Annotated in this window: 13 protein-coding genes; 6 read left to right on the top strand and 7 right to left on the bottom strand. The window is 72.7% G+C overall.

Going from position 1 to position 15,588, the window contains the following annotated elements; all coding sequences use genetic code 11:
• The first annotated feature begins 209 nt into the window (after positions 1 to 209).
• Positions 210 to 806, top strand: coding sequence for a histidine phosphatase family protein (locus ACIGHB_RS25985; RefSeq protein ID WP_399916249.1), 597 nt, complete (start codon positions 210 to 212; stop codon positions 804 to 806).
• Between the two features lie 211 nt (positions 807 to 1,017).
• Here ACIGHB_RS25985 and ACIGHB_RS25980 read toward each other — a convergent pair whose 3' ends face one another.
• Entirely contained in the window at positions 1,018 to 2,304 is a 1,287-nt protein-coding gene (locus ACIGHB_RS25980) for a tetratricopeptide repeat protein (RefSeq protein ID WP_360319760.1), read from the bottom strand.
• 225 nt (positions 2,305 to 2,529) lie between these two features.
• Here ACIGHB_RS25980 and ACIGHB_RS25975 point away from each other — a divergent pair, with 225 nt between their 5' ends.
• Together ACIGHB_RS25975 and ACIGHB_RS25970 are read left to right on the top strand one after the other, a co-directional pair.
• On the top strand, positions 2,530 to 3,042 hold the full coding sequence (locus tag ACIGHB_RS25975; RefSeq protein WP_399916247.1) for a hypothetical protein: 513 nt from the start codon (positions 2,530 to 2,532) through the stop codon (positions 3,040 to 3,042).
• Positions 3,043 to 3,075: 33 nt separating this feature from the next.
• Complete coding sequence (locus ACIGHB_RS25970; RefSeq protein WP_399916245.1) at positions 3,076 to 3,939, top strand: spermidine synthase; 864 nt, start codon at positions 3,076 to 3,078, stop codon at positions 3,937 to 3,939.
• A gap of 14 nt (positions 3,940 to 3,953) precedes the next feature.
• On the opposite strand, the gene ACIGHB_RS25965 is transcribed toward ACIGHB_RS25970, so the two are convergent.
• On the bottom strand, positions 3,954 to 4,556 hold the full coding sequence (locus ACIGHB_RS25965) for a hypothetical protein (RefSeq protein ID WP_399916243.1): 603 nt from the start codon (positions 4,554 to 4,556) through the stop codon (positions 3,954 to 3,956).
• Between the two features lie 79 nt (positions 4,557 to 4,635).
• Here ACIGHB_RS25965 and ACIGHB_RS25960 point away from each other — a divergent pair, with 79 nt between their 5' ends.
• From ACIGHB_RS25960 to ACIGHB_RS25950, 3 genes are all read left to right on the top strand, one after another.
• Positions 4,636 to 5,337 carry a response regulator gene (locus ACIGHB_RS25960; RefSeq protein WP_391072509.1) on the top strand — a complete coding sequence of 234 codons (702 nt, stop codon included), beginning with the start codon at positions 4,636 to 4,638 and terminating at the stop codon, positions 5,335 to 5,337.
• A gap of 58 nt (positions 5,338 to 5,395) precedes the next feature.
• On the top strand, positions 5,396 to 6,787 hold the full coding sequence (locus ACIGHB_RS25955; RefSeq protein WP_360317674.1) for a HAMP domain-containing sensor histidine kinase: 1,392 nt from the start codon (positions 5,396 to 5,398) through the stop codon (positions 6,785 to 6,787).
• Positions 6,788 to 6,923: 136 nt separating this feature from the next.
• A complete protein-coding gene (locus tag ACIGHB_RS25950) occupies positions 6,924 to 8,471 on the top strand; it encodes a cellulose binding domain-containing protein (RefSeq protein ID WP_399916240.1) in 1,548 nt (515 codons plus the stop codon).
• Positions 8,472 to 8,546: 75 nt separating this feature from the next.
• Here ACIGHB_RS25950 and ACIGHB_RS25945 read toward each other — a convergent pair whose 3' ends face one another.
• The 5 genes from ACIGHB_RS25945 to ACIGHB_RS25925 all read right to left on the bottom strand — a co-directional run bounded on the left by ACIGHB_RS25945 (position 8,547) and on the right by ACIGHB_RS25925 (position 15,587).
• Positions 8,547 to 10,199, bottom strand: a complete 1,653-nt coding sequence (locus ACIGHB_RS25945; RefSeq protein WP_399916238.1) for a bifunctional aspartate transaminase/aspartate 4-decarboxylase — start codon at positions 10,197 to 10,199, stop codon at positions 8,547 to 8,549.
• A gap of 23 nt (positions 10,200 to 10,222) precedes the next feature.
• Positions 10,223 to 11,926 (bottom strand): aspartate-alanine antiporter, encoded by a 1,704-nt coding sequence (gene aspT, locus ACIGHB_RS25940; RefSeq protein ID WP_399916236.1) that lies wholly within the window; start codon positions 11,924 to 11,926, stop codon positions 10,223 to 10,225.
• A 17-nt stretch (positions 11,927 to 11,943) separates the two neighbouring features.
• The gene (aspT, locus tag ACIGHB_RS25935) at positions 11,944 to 13,626 is read right to left on the bottom strand and encodes an aspartate-alanine antiporter (protein ID WP_360317666.1); all 1,683 of its coding nucleotides are present in this window, start codon (positions 13,624 to 13,626) and stop codon (positions 11,944 to 11,946) included.
• Positions 13,627 to 13,776: 150 nt separating this feature from the next.
• Positions 13,777 to 14,622, bottom strand: a complete 846-nt coding sequence (locus tag ACIGHB_RS25930) for a carbohydrate ABC transporter permease (RefSeq protein ID WP_360317664.1) — start codon at positions 14,620 to 14,622, stop codon at positions 13,777 to 13,779.
• Positions 14,619 to 15,587, bottom strand: coding sequence for a carbohydrate ABC transporter permease (locus tag ACIGHB_RS25925; RefSeq protein WP_399916234.1), 969 nt, complete (start codon positions 15,585 to 15,587; stop codon positions 14,619 to 14,621). Before ACIGHB_RS25925 ends, ACIGHB_RS25930 begins: the two co-directional genes overlap by 4 nt.
• Between the last annotated feature and the right edge of the window lies 1 nt (position 15,588).

The raw sequence follows: 15,588 nt of genomic DNA, 5'->3' as shown, positions 1-15,588 counted from the left end.
CGCGGAAGTGTCGCATCCGCCACTGACAACGCGGGCGGGTTCCGGCCCGGGGACACCGGGAGTTCGCGCCGGGGCCACCTGCGCGATGATGGAGACACCCTCCCGACGGTCCCCACGGCCCGACGGCCTCCAGCGGCCCGACAGCCCCTGCGGCCCCCGTCGGAAGGCACCCTCGTCCGTTCCCGCGCAATCTCTGGAGAGCTCCGCCCATGGCACCGCGCATCCTGCTCGCCCGACACGGCCAGACCGAGTGGTCGCTCCTCGGACGCCACACCGGCAGGACCGACATCCCGCTGCTCGACGAGGGCCGGCGCGGCGCCAAGCTGCTCGGCGAGCGCCTGCACCGGGGCCCCTGGCAGGGCCTGCCCGGCGTCGAGGTGCGCACCAGCCCGCTGCTCCGCGCGAGCGAGACCTGCGACCTCGCCGGCTTCGGCGACCGCGCCGAACCCTGGGACGCCCTGATGGAGTGGGACTACGGCGCGTACGAGGGCCTGACCCCGGCCCAGATCCAGGAGCTGCGCCCGGGCTGGCTGATCTGGCGCGACGCCGTCCCGGACGGCGAGTCGCTGGCCCGGCTGTCCGCCCGCGCCGACGAGGTCGTGGAATGGGCCCGCTCGGCCGACCGGGACGTCCTGGTCTTCGCCCACGGCCACATCCTCCGCTCCATCGGCGCCCGCTGGCTCGGCGAGGACGTCTCCTTCGCCTCCCGCATCCGCCTCGACCCGACGAGCCTGTCAGTCCTCGGCTGGGCGTACGGCGCACCGGCGATCGAGCGCTGGAACGACACGGGCCACCTGGAGGGCTGAGCCCGGATCCCGGACATCGGATCCCGGACATTGGATCCTGGATGTCGGATCCTGGATGTCGAATCCGGGACATTGGATCCGGGACATTGGATCCCGGACGTTGGATCCCGGACTTCGGATCCCGGACTTCGGATCCTGGACATTGGATCCACTGTCCAGCCTGCTGGATACCGGATGTTGGATCCGAATATTGGATCCAACATCCGCACCCTCACGCCCCCGTGAGGATGAGCCGCGTCTCCGCCAGCAACCCCCTGATCCGCGCCGACGCGATCCCGTCCATCGACTCCGCCACCCGCCGCGCCTCCGCCTCGGCCTCGTCGCGGCGCCCGGCGCGGGCGAGGTTGCCGGCGAGCTGGGCGCGGTAGAGCGCGAGGTTGCGGGCGAAGCGGGGGTGCTGGAGGACGGTGGCCCGGTAGGAGTGGCGGGCGGCGCGGCTCCAGTCGCCGAGCGCGGCCCAGCAGTGCGCCTCCAGGGCCTCCAGTTCGGGCTCGCCGAAGAAGGACATCCACTCGGGGTCCTGGTCGGCGTGGCCGTGGCCGAAGTGCTCGTGGGCACGGCCGAGGCACTCCTCGGCGGAGGAGCGGTCGCCGAGCCCGGCCCAGGCGGCGGCCTCGCGCAGCGAGAGCAGGGCGAGCAGCCGGGGGGAGTCGAGCGGGCGTGCGGCCCGCAGTCCGGCCTGGGCGGCGCGGACGGCCTCGCGGTAGCGGCCGGTGTCGCGGGCGAGGAAGGAGGTGTTGCAGAAGGCGTGCGCCTCCAGGGCCGCGTTCCCGGAGACCCGGGCGGTGGCGAGGGCCTCGGCGTAGTGGGAGCGGGCGTCCTCGTGGCGGCCCGAGTCGTGGGCGAGCCAGCCGACGGAGAGCGACAGCTCTCCGGCTCCGGCGAGCAGCCGGTCCTCGGTGGAGCGGCGGGTCGAGGTGCCCTGGTCGAGCAGGGCGTAGGCGGTGCGGAGCGGCTGGGCGGCGACCTTGTAGAGCCCGTCGGCGCCGTGCCGGTCGTCGAGCAGGCGGATGCGCCGTACGGCGTCCTCGACGGCGAGGACCTCGGCCTCGCCGACGCGGTGGGAGCCGCGGGGGCTGGGGATCGCGGCGGCGGTGGAGCCGAGTCCCCAGGAGGCGGCCGCCAGGGTGGCGGTGCCGCTCGTCATGAATGCGCGACGCAGCACGTCGCTCTCCTCATCGTTCCGGGTCGGGAGGGCGGGGGGCCCCGAGGCCCCGGCCGGGGCGGCCTGCCGTCGGCCGCGTACCGCCTCCCGCGCAGAGAAACCCAGGTCGGCGAGGGTGAGGCCGGGGAACATGTGCAGGAAGACCCGCTCGTACGCGTAGTTCGGGCAACGGATCTCGCCCGCCTCCACGCGCCCGATGTAGCGGGCGTCGCACGCGACCTGTTCGCCGATCTCCCGTGCCGCCCGGCGGACCATGGCGGCGAACTCCGCCGGGGAGTGCGGTCCGCGGAGCCGTCGGAAGGCGAGATTGGGAACTGCCCGTGACATGGCCATGGCCGAGCCCTCTCCTGGTGCTGCCGGGTGTTCCGGCGGCAAGAACGTACCTGCTGTGACCGGATGCCTACGCTGAGTTTGGCTACAAATCGGATATCTCGCCTGTGATCTGCCATGAACTGCCATCCTTTGCGGCGGCGTGCCGCCGTAGCCGTTGACGCGCACGGGCGTTGAACCGTATGGGAGAGACGGAACGTGTCTCCTCTGGGAAGCGAGGAGGGGTCCATGTCCGAGAACGCCGTGCCTTTCGAGACGCCCGCGACGCCCAAGACGGCCGTACGGACCACGCCGACCGCGCCGCCCCTGCCGACCACGCCGGCCACGCCGCCCCTGCCGACCGCCCCTCCCCTGCCGACCGCGCCGGCCGGTGAGCCCTGCGACCTGGTGACCGTGCCCGCGCGGCAGGGCCTGGAGGCCGTCGACATCCTCCGCCGCCGGGGCGTCCCCGCCGTCGGCCCCGTCCTCCACGACGGCGCCTGCGACACCCTCGGCTTCCTCGTCCCGCCCGGCACCGCCGCCGCCTGGGACCTCCCCGGCAGCGCCTGCACCCGCACCTCCGGCCGCGGGCTGCGCCTCCCCGAGCTCCCCGAACTGCCCGAGCCCGCCGGTGACGCCCCCCGCCCGGCCGGCTGGCTGCTGCCCCCCGGCGACACCGACCCGGTCACCGACCCCGCCGTCCTGCGCCGCGCCCTCGGCGAGGCGGCCCGCCTCATCGAGGCGGCCGACGGCTGTCACTGAACGGCACCGTCCGGTCCCGCCGATAATGGGCGGATGGCCAGGAACAAGCAGCGTGAGCGGGCGGCGGCCGACGCCGTCTCCGAGACCGTCGACGGCGGGCTCGCCGAACTGATACCCGACCGCGACCGCCCCCGCGCCTGGACGCTGCTCGTCGACGGCGCCCCGCAGTCCCACGTGGACCTCGACGACCCCGCCGCGCTCACCTTCGAGTACCAGCGGCGCCTCGGCCACGTCGCCGACCTCGCCGCCCCGCCCGGCCGCCCCCTCCAGGCCGTGCACCTCGGCGGCGGCGCGTTCACCCTCGCCCGGTACGTCGCCGCGACCCGGCCCCGCTCCACCCAGCAGGTCGTCGAGATCGACGAACCCCTCGTCCGCCTCGTCCGCCGCGCGCTGCCGCTCGACCCCGGCGCCCGGATCAGGGTCCGCGCGACCGACGCCCGCGCCGGCCTCGCCAAGGTCCCGGACGGCTGGGCCGACCTGATCATCGCCGACGTCTTCCGCGGCGCCCGCACCCCCGCCCACCTCACCAGCACCGAGTTCCTGCACGAGGTGCGGCGCGCGCTGCGGCCCGGAGGGACGTACGCCGCCAACCTCGCCGACGGGCCCCCGCTCGCCCACCTCCGCGGCCAGGTCGCCACCGCCGCCGCCGTCTTCCCCGAACTGGCCCTGATCGCCGACCCGACCGTGCTCCGGGGCCGCCGCTTCGGCAACGCGGTCCTGGTCGCCTCCGACCGGGCGCTCCCCGTCGCCGAGCTGACCCGCAGGGTCGCCACCGACCCGCACCCCGGCCGCGTCGAACACGGCCGCCCCCTCGCCGACTTCACCGGCGGCGCGACCCCGGTCGCCGACGCGACCGCGAAGAGCTCACCCGCGCCCCCGCCGTCCGTCTTCCGCTGACCCGGAGGGGCCCGTCAGACCGCCCGCTCCTCGATCTGCACGCGGGGCGCCGAGTCGTGCCAGAGGCAGAAGACCGACAGCTCCCGGTCGCCCTGGGTGAAGGTCACCCGGATCCAGGTCGGCTGCTTCCACACCTGCATCCGCCAGCCCGAGGCCGGGATCGCCGAGACCAGCTCGGCGGAGGTCTCGCCCAGGTCGAAGGTGACCCGGCCGCCGTCCACCGGATAGCTCTTCACCGTCGAGGAGCCCCCGGCCGGGGCCGGCGGGGCGGTCGTCGCCGGCGGCGGGGTGGTCCGCGGCGCGGTGCGCGGCGGGCTCGCCGACGGCGTGCCGCCGGCCTGGGCCGGACCCGAGGAAGCGGGCGCGGAGGGCGTGGCCGTGGTGGCCGGGGGAGTCGTCGCGGGGCGGCGGGTCGAGGCCGTCACCGGGTCGCCGATCGCGGTCTCGGCCGGGACCGGGCCGGCCGGCGTGCCGACGGGCAGCGGCAGGGCGCGCGGCGGGTCGTAGACGGTGCCGGACAGCACCGTGTGCACTCCCCACCAGGACAGCGTGACCGCCGCGCCGGTGGCGAGCGACCAGGCCAGGGCGTGAACGAGTCCTCTTCGCATCGGGGCCATACTGCACCACGCCCGGGCAGCGCGGACCGGAAGGTACGGGGTGACCGAGCTGTCGCCCGAATGGCGTACGGTGCGGCCCATGGCAAGTGTGCTCGTGGTCGAGGACGACCAGTTCGTGCGCTCCGCCCTCATCCGGCAGCTGACGGAAGCCTCCTACACGGTACGGAGCGTCGGCACGGCCCTGGAGGCGCTGCGCGAGGTCGCCCATTTCCGCTTCGACGTGGTCGTCCTCGACCTCGGTCTGCCCGACCTGGACGGGTCCGAGGCGCTGAAGATGCTGCGCGGCATCACCGACGTACCGGTGATCATCGCGACCGCCCGGGACGACGAGGCGGAGATCGTCCGGCTGCTGCACGCCGGAGCCGACGACTACCTCGTCAAGCCGTTCTCCGTCGAGCACCTCACCGCCCGGATGGCCGCCGTGCTCCGCCGCGCCCGGGCCACCTCGGGGGAGCCCGCCCCGACGACCGAGATACGGGTCGGCGGGCTCGCCATCGACCCGCTGCGCCGCCAGGCCGAACTCGACGGGGTCCCGCTCGACCTGACCCGGCGCGAGTTCGACCTGCTCGCCTTCCTCGCGGGCCGGCCCGGCGTGGTCGTCCCGCGCAAGGAACTCCTCGCCGAGGTGTGGCAGCAGGCGTACGGGGACGACCAGACCATCGACGTCCACCTGTCCTGGCTGCGGCGGAAACTGGGGGAGACGGCCGCCCGGCCCCGCTACCTCCACACCCTGCGCGGCGTCGGCGTGAAGCTGGAGCCGCCCCGGGAGCACCAGCCGTGAGACCCGGAGCATCGGCCGCGAGCCCGGGAGCATCAGCCGTGGGACGGGAGCACCGGCCGTGAGATGGGCCCTCGTCAAGGTGTCGCTGGCCGTCACCGCCATGGTCGTCATCGCCTTCGCCGTACCCCTCGGTCTCGTCGTCAAGGAGATGGCCCGCGACCGCGCCTTCTCCAACGCCGAGCGGCGCGGTGCCGGGCTCGCCCCGGTCCTCGCGATCACCACCGACCGGACGGAGCTGGAGAAGGCCGTCGCGACGACCGAGGACGGCGCCGCCGGCCGGCTCGCCGTGCACGTCCCGCCCGCCGCGGCGGACGGCCAGGCGCTGGAGATCGGCACCCGCCGGGCCGGCGTGGAGGAACTGGCCGCGACCCGCACCCTCGGCCGTGCCTCCATCGCCGAGGTCCCCGGCGGCTACGCCCTGCTCCAGCCCACCGCGCTCAGCTCCGGCCAGGTCGCGGTCGTCGAACTCTTCGTCCCCGAGGGCGAGGTGACCAACGGCGTCGCCACCGCCTGGCTCGTCCTCGCCGGTGTCGGGGTCGCCCTGATCGTCGGTTCCCTCGCCGTCGCCGACCGGCTCGGCGTCCGCATGGTCCGCCCCGCCCAGCGCCTCGCCGGCGCCGCCCACGAGCTCGGCGAGGGACGGCTCGGCGTCCGGGTCGCCGAGGAGGGCCCGCCGGAACTCAAGTCCGCCGCCGTCGCCTTCAACTCCATGGCCGACCAGGTCGTCCAGCTCCTCGCCAACGAGCGCGAACTCGCCGCCGACCTCTCCCACCGGCTCCGCACCCCGCTCACCGTGCTCCGCCTCAACACCGCCTCGCTCGGCTCCGGTCCCGCGGCCGACCAGACCCGGGCGGCCGTCGAGCAGCTGGAGCGCGAGGTGGACACCATCATCCGCACCGCCCGCGAGGCAAAGCCGCAGACCACCCCGCCGACCGGCCCCGGCGCGGGCTGCGACGCCGCCGAAGTGGTGTGCGAGCGGATGGAGTTCTGGTCCGCGCTGGCGGAGGACGAGGGGCGGCGCGTCCGTCTCGCCGGGGTGGAGCGGCCGGTACGGATCCCGGTGGCGCGCCCCGAACTGGCCGCCGCCCTCGACGCCCTGCTCGGCAACGTCTTCCGGCACACCCCGGAGGGCACCGCCTTCTCCGTCGACGTCCACAACGGCGAGGACGCGGTCATCGTCCTCGTCTCGGACGCCGGTCCCGGCATCGCCGACCCGGACGCGGCGCTCGCCCGCGGCAACAGCGGCACCCGGGCCGGTTCCACGGGCCTCGGCCTCGACATCGTGCGCCGCATGGCCGAGTCCACCGGCGGCGACGTCCGGATCGGGCACTCGGTCCTCGGCGGCACCGAGGTGCGCATCTGGATCGGTCTCGGCGGACACCGCGCCGACGGCTCCGGGGGCCGCCGCTCGCACCGCCCGGCCCGCCGCCGCAAGGCGTCGAGGCGCTGAACCTTTCCTGGCCCCGATGCCTCCCTTAAGCGGATCCTAAGAAACCCGACCACGCCTCCCTGTAAGGCGTTTGTCCGGGTCCCGGGCGCTAGCGTGCTGCCGCACCCCCCACTCCCGCCCCACGGAGGCAGCACGCATGGGCAGCAACGCACACCGGCGCAGGACGAGCGGCCGTACGAAGGCCGTCGGCGCGGTCGTCGCCGCCGCGATCGCCGGGGGCACGGTCTTCGCCCTCACCGGCACCGCCCAGGCGGCAGCCGTCGGCGCCGCCTACACCAGGACCTCCTCCTGGACCGGCGGCTACACCGGCCAGTACGTGATCACCAACGAGACCTCCACCGCCCAGTCCGACTGGACGCTGGAGTTCGACCTGCCCGCCGGGACCACCCTCGGCTCCCTGTGGAACGGCGACCACACCGTCTCGGGCCGGCACGTCACCGTGAGGCCCGCGAGCTGGAACCGCCGGCTCGCCCCCGGCCAGTCCGTCACCGTCGGTTTCGTGACCTCGGCGGCCGGACAGGCCGGGGACCCCGCCGGCTGTCTCATCAACGAGGCCGCCTGCTCGGCCGGCGGCCCCGCCCCCACCCCCAGCGGCCGCCCCACCGACCAGCCCACCCGCCCCACGCCGACCGCCACCGCGAGTCCGAAGCCCACGGCGACCGCCACCACGAAGCCGACCCCCACGGCCACGGCGACGGCCACCGGCGCGCCCCCGAAGCCCACCCCGACTCCGACCCGGACGCTCACCCCCACCCCCACCCCCACGCCGACCCCCACCGGCGCCCCCGTCACCGCCGCCAGGTTCGCCCCCTACGTCGACACCTCCCTCTACCCCGCGTACGACCTCCTCGCCACCGCCGACGCCACCGGAGTGAAGGAGTTCAACCTCGCCTTCATCACCTCCGGCGGCGCCTGCGCCCCCCTCTGGGGCGGGGTCACCGAGCTCGCGAACGACAGGGTGGCCGCCCAGATCGGCGCCCTCCGCGCCAAGGGCGGTGACGTGCGCGTCTCCTTCGGCGGCGCCGCCGGCCACGAGCTGGCGCTGAACTGCGCGAGCGCCGCCGACCTGGCGCAGGCGTACGGCAAGGTCGTCGACCACTACAAGCTCACCAAGGTCGACTTCGACGTCGAGGGCGCCGCCCTGCCCGACACGGCCGCCAACACCCGCCGCTCCCAGGCCATCGCCCGGCTCCAGAAGACGCATCCCGGTCTGAACGTCTCCTTCACCCTGCCGGTCATGCCCGAGGGCCTGACCCAGCCCGGGGTGAGCCTGCTCGCCGACGCGAAGCGGAACGGCGTCCGGATCGACGCGGTCAACATCATGGCGATGGACTACGGCCCGGCCTACAGCGCCGACATGGGCACGTACGCGATCCAGGCCGCGACCGCGACCCAGGCGCAGCTCGAGGGCGTCCTCGGGCTCTCCGACGCGGACGCCTGGAAGACGGTCGCGGTCACCCCCATGATCGGCGTGAACGACGTCGTCAGCGAGGTGTTCAAGGTCGACGACGCCACCCAGCTGGTCGACTTCGCGAGGTCCAAGGGCATCGGCTGGCTCTCGATGTGGTCCTCGACCCGGGACAAGCAGTGCGCGGCCGGCGCGGTGAACCACGCGGACGCCACCTGCTCCTCGATCCTCCAGCAGCCGCTGGCCTTCACGAAGGCGTTCGCCGCCTACCGGTAGAGCCACTCCTCCCCCCCACCGCGTGCCCCGGCCGGAGACACCCCACCCCCGGCCGGGGCACGCTTCCGCGTGCGGTCAGACGCCCCGGGAGGTCCGCCACTCCTCCGCGTAGTCGTCGAAGATCGCGCGCAGGTGGTGGCCGATCTTCAGGTAGTCGAGGTCGTCCAGGTTGGCGAGGGAGACCCGGACGGACCACTCGGGGCCGTCGAAGCCGCCGCCGTTGAGGAGGACGACGCCGGTCTGTTCGGCGAGCCGGAACAGCGGGTCGACAGGCTCGTAGTTCTTCTCCAGGAAGTCGGCGAAGTCCTGGCCGTGGACGCGCTCGGCCTCCGCGAGGAGGTCGAGCTCGATGTAGTACGCGGCCCGCATGTCGTCCTCGGCGATCCTCATCTGGGCGCCTTCGAGGAGCAGGTCGAGCCGCTGGCGCACGATCGACCGCAGCCGCTCCTTGTACGCCTGGCCCTCGGGGAGCATGTCGAAGAGGGAGAAGAGCGTCATCATGACCTGCTGCGGCAGCGACAGGCCGGCGGTGTGGTTGAGGGCGACCTGCCGGGAGTCCGCGACCAGCCGGTCGATGAACCGGATCTTCCCCGGCTCCAGGGACAGCGTCCCGTACCGCTTGTCCAGGCGTTCCTTCTCGGCGGCCGGCAGGTCGGCGATCATCCGGTCGACGACGTTGTCGTCGTTGAGCCCGATGACGCCGAGCCGCCAGCCGGTGGCGCCGTAGTGCTTCGAGTACGAGTACACGAGCAGGGTGTTCTGCGGCAGGTCGGCGGCGATCGAGCGGAAGCCGGGGACGAAGGTGCCGTAGACGTCGTCGGTGACGATCACCAGGTTCGGGTTCTTCTCGGCGACGATCTCCTTGAGCTGGTTCGCCACCCGCCGGCTCAGCGCGAGCGAGGGCGGGTTGGAGGGGTTGACCAGGCAGAGCAGCTTGATCGACGGGTCCTCCAGCTTGGCGACCTCCTCCTCCGGGTAGCGCCATTCGCGGACGCCGGTCTCGGCGAAGAGGGAGGCGTTGACGTGGACGACGTCGAACTCGTACGTGTCGAGCTCGGGGATCTCGATGTACGGGGTGAAGACCGGCACCATCAGCGCGATCCGGTCGCCCTTTTTCAGGATCCCGTTCTTCATGAGGGAGTCGAAGATGTAGCACATGGCGGCGGTGCCGCCCTCGGTGGCGAAGTAGGAGACGTTGCCGGCGGGCGGCCGGCCGCCGAACATCTCGTCGTCGACGTAGCCGCGGACGACCTGTTCGGTGTGGGTGAGGATCCGGTCGGGGACGGGGTAGTTGTCGCCGATGGAGCTGTCGGTGAGCTCGTGGACGAAGGCGTCCTCGTCGAAGCCGAAGCGTTCGACGGCGTACGCGACCGACTTCTGGAGCAGTTCGATGCCGGGCAGGTCGGGGTGCTGCCGTACGAAGGTGTCGAAGCGGGCGCCGGAGCCCATGAGTTCGGGCATGCCGCCGAGGTCGTCGGCGGTCCACACTCGGCGGGACTCGGAGAGGGCGAAGTAGCCGAGGGCGTGGAACGCCTCGCGGGGGCTGGTGGCGGTCCAGTTCGGGTTTCCGCGGCCCGCGTTGAGCATCTGGACGGAGGACTTGCCCTTCTGGCCCGGCTCGTCGGCCTGCGCGTGCCGGGCGAGGGTGATGAACTTGTCCTTCAGCTCGAAGGGCGAGAGCTGCGCGAAGGACTTGATCTCCTCGCGGGTGAACGTGGTCCTGGGCATGGCGTGTCCTTAGGTGCGGCGGGTCAGTGGTTGAGGATGACGATCACGGCGCCCCAGATGGTCAGCAGGACGTTGCCCACCGCGTAGGGGATCGTGTAGCCGAGCGTGGGGATCTGCGACTTGGACTGTTCGTTGATCGCGCCGATGGCGGCGGTCGTGGTCTGTCCGCCGGCCAGGACGCCCATCAGGATCGGGAAGCGGATCTTCTGGACGTAGTGGCCGACGCCGAAGCCGACGAGCAGCGGGATCAGGGTGGCGACCGCGCCCCACAGGAGCAGTCCCCAGCCGGCCGTGGACAGGCCGCTGGTGAAGCTCGGGCCGGCGTTGATGCCGACCACGGCGACGAAGGCGCACAGCCCGAAGGTGTCCATGAACCACTGGGCGCCCGGCGGCACGTTGCCGTACGTGGGGTACTTGCCGCGGATCCAGCCGAAGACCAGGCCCATGATCAGCGCGCCGCCGGAGGTCGAGAGCGAGATCGGCACGCCGGAGACGGTGAGCGCGGGGATGCCGACGCAGCCGCCGAGGAAGACGCCGAGGCCGACCCAGAGCATGTCGGTGGCGAAGGAGGTCGGCACCGGCTTGCCGATCGCCCGGCCCGCCGGGTCCACGAGCCGCTTCGGGCCGGTCAGGACCACCGTGTCGCCGCGCTCCAGCGTCGTGGAGAGGCGGTAGGGGAAGTCGGCGCCCGAGCGGTAGATCTTGTCGATGTAGACGCCGACCATGAAGGGCTCGCGGCGCAGCTCGGCGACGGTCTTGCCGAGCTGGGCCTTGTCGGAGGCGACGACGTGCAGGGTCTCGGTCTCGTAGCCGAGGAGTTCGACGTCGTCGGTCTCGGGGCCGATGTGGGTGCGGGCGTCGAAGTCGACGAGGGAGCCGCGCAGGGCGGAGACGGCGACGGTGTCGCCCTCGCGGAGCACGGTGGCCTGGTCGTGGGGGAGGACCGTGCCGTCGCGCCGCACGCGGGTGAGGTAGACGCGGTGGCCGAGTGCCTTCTGCTGGTTCTCGAAGTCGTCGATCGTGCGGCCGACGAGGTCGGGCCGCGCGATCGTGTACGCGCGGAGCACGACCTCGTAGTAGCCCTCGGCGAGGTCGGGGTTGTCGTCGGGGGCGTCCAACTCCTTGGCGAGCCGCGCGGACTCGGCGGCGAGGTCCCGCTTGTAGAGGCGGGGGAGGACGTTGGCGAGGAGGATGGCGCAGAGGATGGTGCCGAGCGGGTAGGTGACGGCGTACCCGATGGCGACCAGGTTCTCCTCGGTCTTCATCTGGTCGGCGGACAGCCCCGGGAGGTTGCCGATGGCGTCCTGGGCGACGCCGATGACGGCGGACTGGGTGAGGGCGCCGCCGAGCAGACCGGCGGAGAGGCCGGGGCCGTACCCGAGCATCACGGCGAAGCCCCAGGAGACCAGCAGGCCGGTGACGCACACGATGAGCGCGTTGAGGACCTGCGGGAGTCCGTCCTTCTTGAGGCCCCGGAAGAACTGGGGCCCGACCTTGTAGCCGAGGGCGAAGAGGAAGAGCGTGAAGAAGAGGTTCTTCACCGTCGCGTCGATGGTGATCTCGAACTGGGCGCCGAGCAGCAGGCCCGCGACGAGACAGCCGGTGACGGCGCCGAGCGCGATCGCCTTGTAGCGGAGCTTGCCGAAGAGGAAGCCGAGGGCGACGGTGATGAAGACGAGCAGTTCGGGGTGGGGCTGGAAGATGTTCCTGTCGAGGAAGTCGATCATGGGTGGGGCGCCGCCTCTCAGGCTCCGAGGATGCCGACCAGGAGGGGGCCGGTCAGCGGGAGCAGGAAGTTGGAGAGGGTGTACGTGACGGTGTAGCCGAGCATCGGGACGGAGCTCTGGGCGACCTGGGTGATCGAGGTGATCGCCGGCGTCGAGCACTGCTGGCCCGCGATGGCGCCGATCAGCAGCGGTTTCTCGATCTTCAGCAGTTTGCGGCCGACGATCAGCGAGATCGTCGCCGGGACGAGGACCATGGCGATGCCGGCGAAGGGCAGCAGCGCCCCGTACTCCTTGAGGAGCGGCCACGCCTGCGGACCGGAGACCAGGCCGGTGCAGGCGATGAAGATGGCCAGGCCCATGTCCTTGAGGGTGGTGGCGGCCTGCGGCGGGAAGGCGCCGAAGGTCTGGGTGCGGGAGCGGAACCAGCCGAAGAGCAGGCCGGAGATGAGGCAGCCGCCGCCGGTGCCCAGCGACATCGGGACGTCGCCGAACTCGACCACGACCTGGCCGAGCAGCGAACCGCAGGCGATGCCGAGGCCCAGGTAGATGAAGTCGGTGGCGTCGTTCCTGACGATCGCGCCGACCTTGGACGCCAGCCTGCCGAGCGAGGAGCGGGCGCCCACCAGGGTGAGCACGTCGCCGCGGTGGACGACGGTCTCCGGGGTGGCGGGCAGGTGCGACTCGTTGCGCAGCACGTCGGTGACGTACACGCCGCCGGAGGCGATCTCCGGGTGTTCGGTGGTCAGCCGGTCCAGGGACTTGCCGACCACCGTCTTGTCGGTGACGGAGACCTGCTGGGTGGCGAGCGGGGTGTCGAGGCCGGGGACGGCCGGGGTCTCGGGGCCGATCTGCCGGCCCGCCTCGATGATGTTGGCCCGGCGGCCGACGGCGAGGACGAGGTCGGAGAGGGTCAGGACGAAGCCGGGCGGCGGCGGGGTGAGGATCTGGCTGCCCCGTTTCACCGCCTCGACGGTGACCCGGTTGCCGAACCGCTGTTCCAGGTCGGACACCTTGGCGCCGTCGGCGAGGGTGACGAGGAAGGTGCGGCCGACCATGCCGGGCAGCGCCTCGCGCTCGTCGGACTCCAGGCCGCCGCCGGAGCCCCGCATCTTCTCCCACAGCTCGCGGGAGGCGTCGCGGAGGTTGATCCGCAGCATCATCGGCATGATCTGGCTGGTGTAGATCACGATGGTGATGAGGCCGAAGAGGTAGCAGACCGTGTACGCGGTGGCCACATGGCCCTGGTACTGGGTGATCTGCTCCTGCGTCAGGTCGGAGAGGTTGCCGATGGCCTCGGTGGCGGTGCCGACGACCGCGGACTCGGTGGCGGCGCCGGCCAGGATGCCGGCGGCGGTGCCGACGTCCAGGTCGAACGCCTCGGCGAGGCCGAGGGCGATGCCGACGACGCAGACGACCTCGATCAGGCAGAGGGTGAAGAAGCGCAGGCTCTTCTTGTTGAGGTTGGCGAAGAACTGGGGGCCGGCCAGATAGCCGAGCGAGAAGATGAAGAGCGCGAAGAAGATCGTCTTGACGTCGTCGGAGACGGTGACCTTCGCCCAGGCGCCCATGAGCAGCGAGACGATCAGCGTCCCGCAGATGCCGCCGAGCGTGATGGGGCCGACCCGGAGCTTGCCGACGAGGTATCCCGCGGAGAGGCAGACGAAGAGGGCGAGTTCGGGATGGTCGCGCAGGACTCCCATCAAGCCTCACCCCGCCCACATGGGGAGAAAATCGCTTATTGCGGACATAAGGGGACGCTAACAGCGGAAGATCGACGGAGGGGGACCGCCACACCCGTCCGGGTGAACACCCCCGCCCGCGTCCCCGCTCACCCCTTCACCGCGCCCCGCTCACCCCTTCACCGCGCCCCGCATCACCCCGCCCACGATCTGCCGCCCGAAGACCGCGAGCACCACGAGCAGCGGCAGCGTCCCGAGCAGCGCCCCCGCCATCACCACCGAGGTGTCCGGCACATAGCCCCGCCCGAGCCCGGTCAGCGCCACCTGCACCGTCGGGTTGCCCGTCTGGGTCAGGGCGAGGACCGGCCAGAAGAAGTCGTTCCACGCCGCCACGAACGACAGCATCCCCAGCACCGCCATCGCCGGCCGCGCCGCCGGCAGCACCAGGTGCCACACCACCCGCAGCGTCCCCGCCCCGTCCATCCGCGCCGCCTCCAGAAGCTCCGGCGGCAGCGCCCGCAGCAGGTGCTGGCGCATGTAGAAGACGCCGAACGCGGAGACCAGCGAGGGCAGCACCACCGCCTGGAGCTGATCCGTCCAGCCCAGCCGGGCGATCATCAGATAGAGCGGGACGACCCCGAGCTGCGGCGGCACCAGCAGCGTCGCCCCCACCAGGAGCAGCAGCGGCCCCCGGAAGCGGAACCGCAGCCGGGCGAAGGCGAAACCGGCCAGCGTCGAGAAGAGCACCGTCCCGGTCGCCACCGCCCCCGCCACGATCGCGGTGTTGGCCAGCGCCTCGCCCATCCCGCCCTCGTCCCAGGCCACCGACAGGTTCCGCCCCAGGTTCCGCCCGAACCAGAACGGCGGCGGGCTCTCCGCCAGCCGCCCGCTCGTCCGCGAGGCCGCCACCGCCGTCCAGAGCAGCGGGAAGACGGACACCACCGTGAACAGGACGAGGAGCAGATACGTACCCCACCCGCCCCGCTCGTACGACCCCGGACCCGCACGCCCCGTCACCGCCGCACGCCCTTCCCGCGGACCAGCCGCACCAGCCCGAGGACCACCACCAGGAGCAGCAGCATCGCCCAGGCGATCGCCGCCGCCCGCCCCAGATGCAGGTTCACCCAGCCCTGCTCGTACAGGTACAGCCCCAGCGTCTGGTACTGGTGGTCCGCCCCGCCCGAGGCGCCCGCCCCGCTGCTGAAGAGCAGCGGCTCGCCGAAGAGCTGCACCGCCCCGATCGTCGACACGAGGCCCGTGAACGCCAGCGCCGGCCGCAGCCCCGGCAGCGTCACGTGCCAGAACCGCCGCCACCGCGAGGCCCCGTCGAGCGCCGCCGCCTCGTACAGCTCGGGCGGGATCGTCTGCATCGCCGCCAGATAGATCAGCGCGTTGTAGCCGGTCCACCGCCAGATCACGATCGACGCCACCGCGAACTTCGACGCCCACGGCCCGTTCTGCCAGTCCACCGGGTCGAGCCCGACGAGCCCGGCCGCCCAGTTCACCATCCCCTGGTCCCGCCCGTAGAACAGCGCGAAGACCAGCGTCGCCGCCGCCACCGACGTCGCGTACGGGGCCAGCGCCGCCACCCGGAAGAAGAGCCGCCCGCGCAGCCGCGCGTCCAGCAGGTGCGCCGCGCCCAGGGCGAGCAGCAGCTGCGGCACGGTCGCCAGCACCCCGATCAGCACCGTGTTCGCCAGCGAGTTCCAGAAGAAGTCGTCGGAGAGCAGCCGGGCGTAATTGTGCAGGCCCACCCACTCCCGGGCCTCCGGCGCCGTCAGCTCCACCCGGAAGAGCGAGGTCCACGCCGTCGCCGCCAGCGGGAACAGCCCGAAGGCCCCGAACAGCACGAAGAACGGCGCGATCAGCACGTACGGCGCCGCCCGCGACCGCAGCCTGCCGAGCCGCTCCCGCCGCTCCCGCCGGTCCCGCCCCGCAGGCACCACCGGCGCGAGCGCCCGCTCCACCACCTCCTCGGCCATC

This window comes from Streptomyces sp. NPDC085460 (assembly GCF_044541975.1).
In the GTDB taxonomy this organism is placed as follows: Bacteria; Actinomycetota; Actinomycetes; order Streptomycetales; family Streptomycetaceae; genus Streptomyces.
The sequence above is the reverse complement of the archived record's forward strand: the minus strand, read 5'-3'. Positions and strand labels throughout refer to the sequence as shown.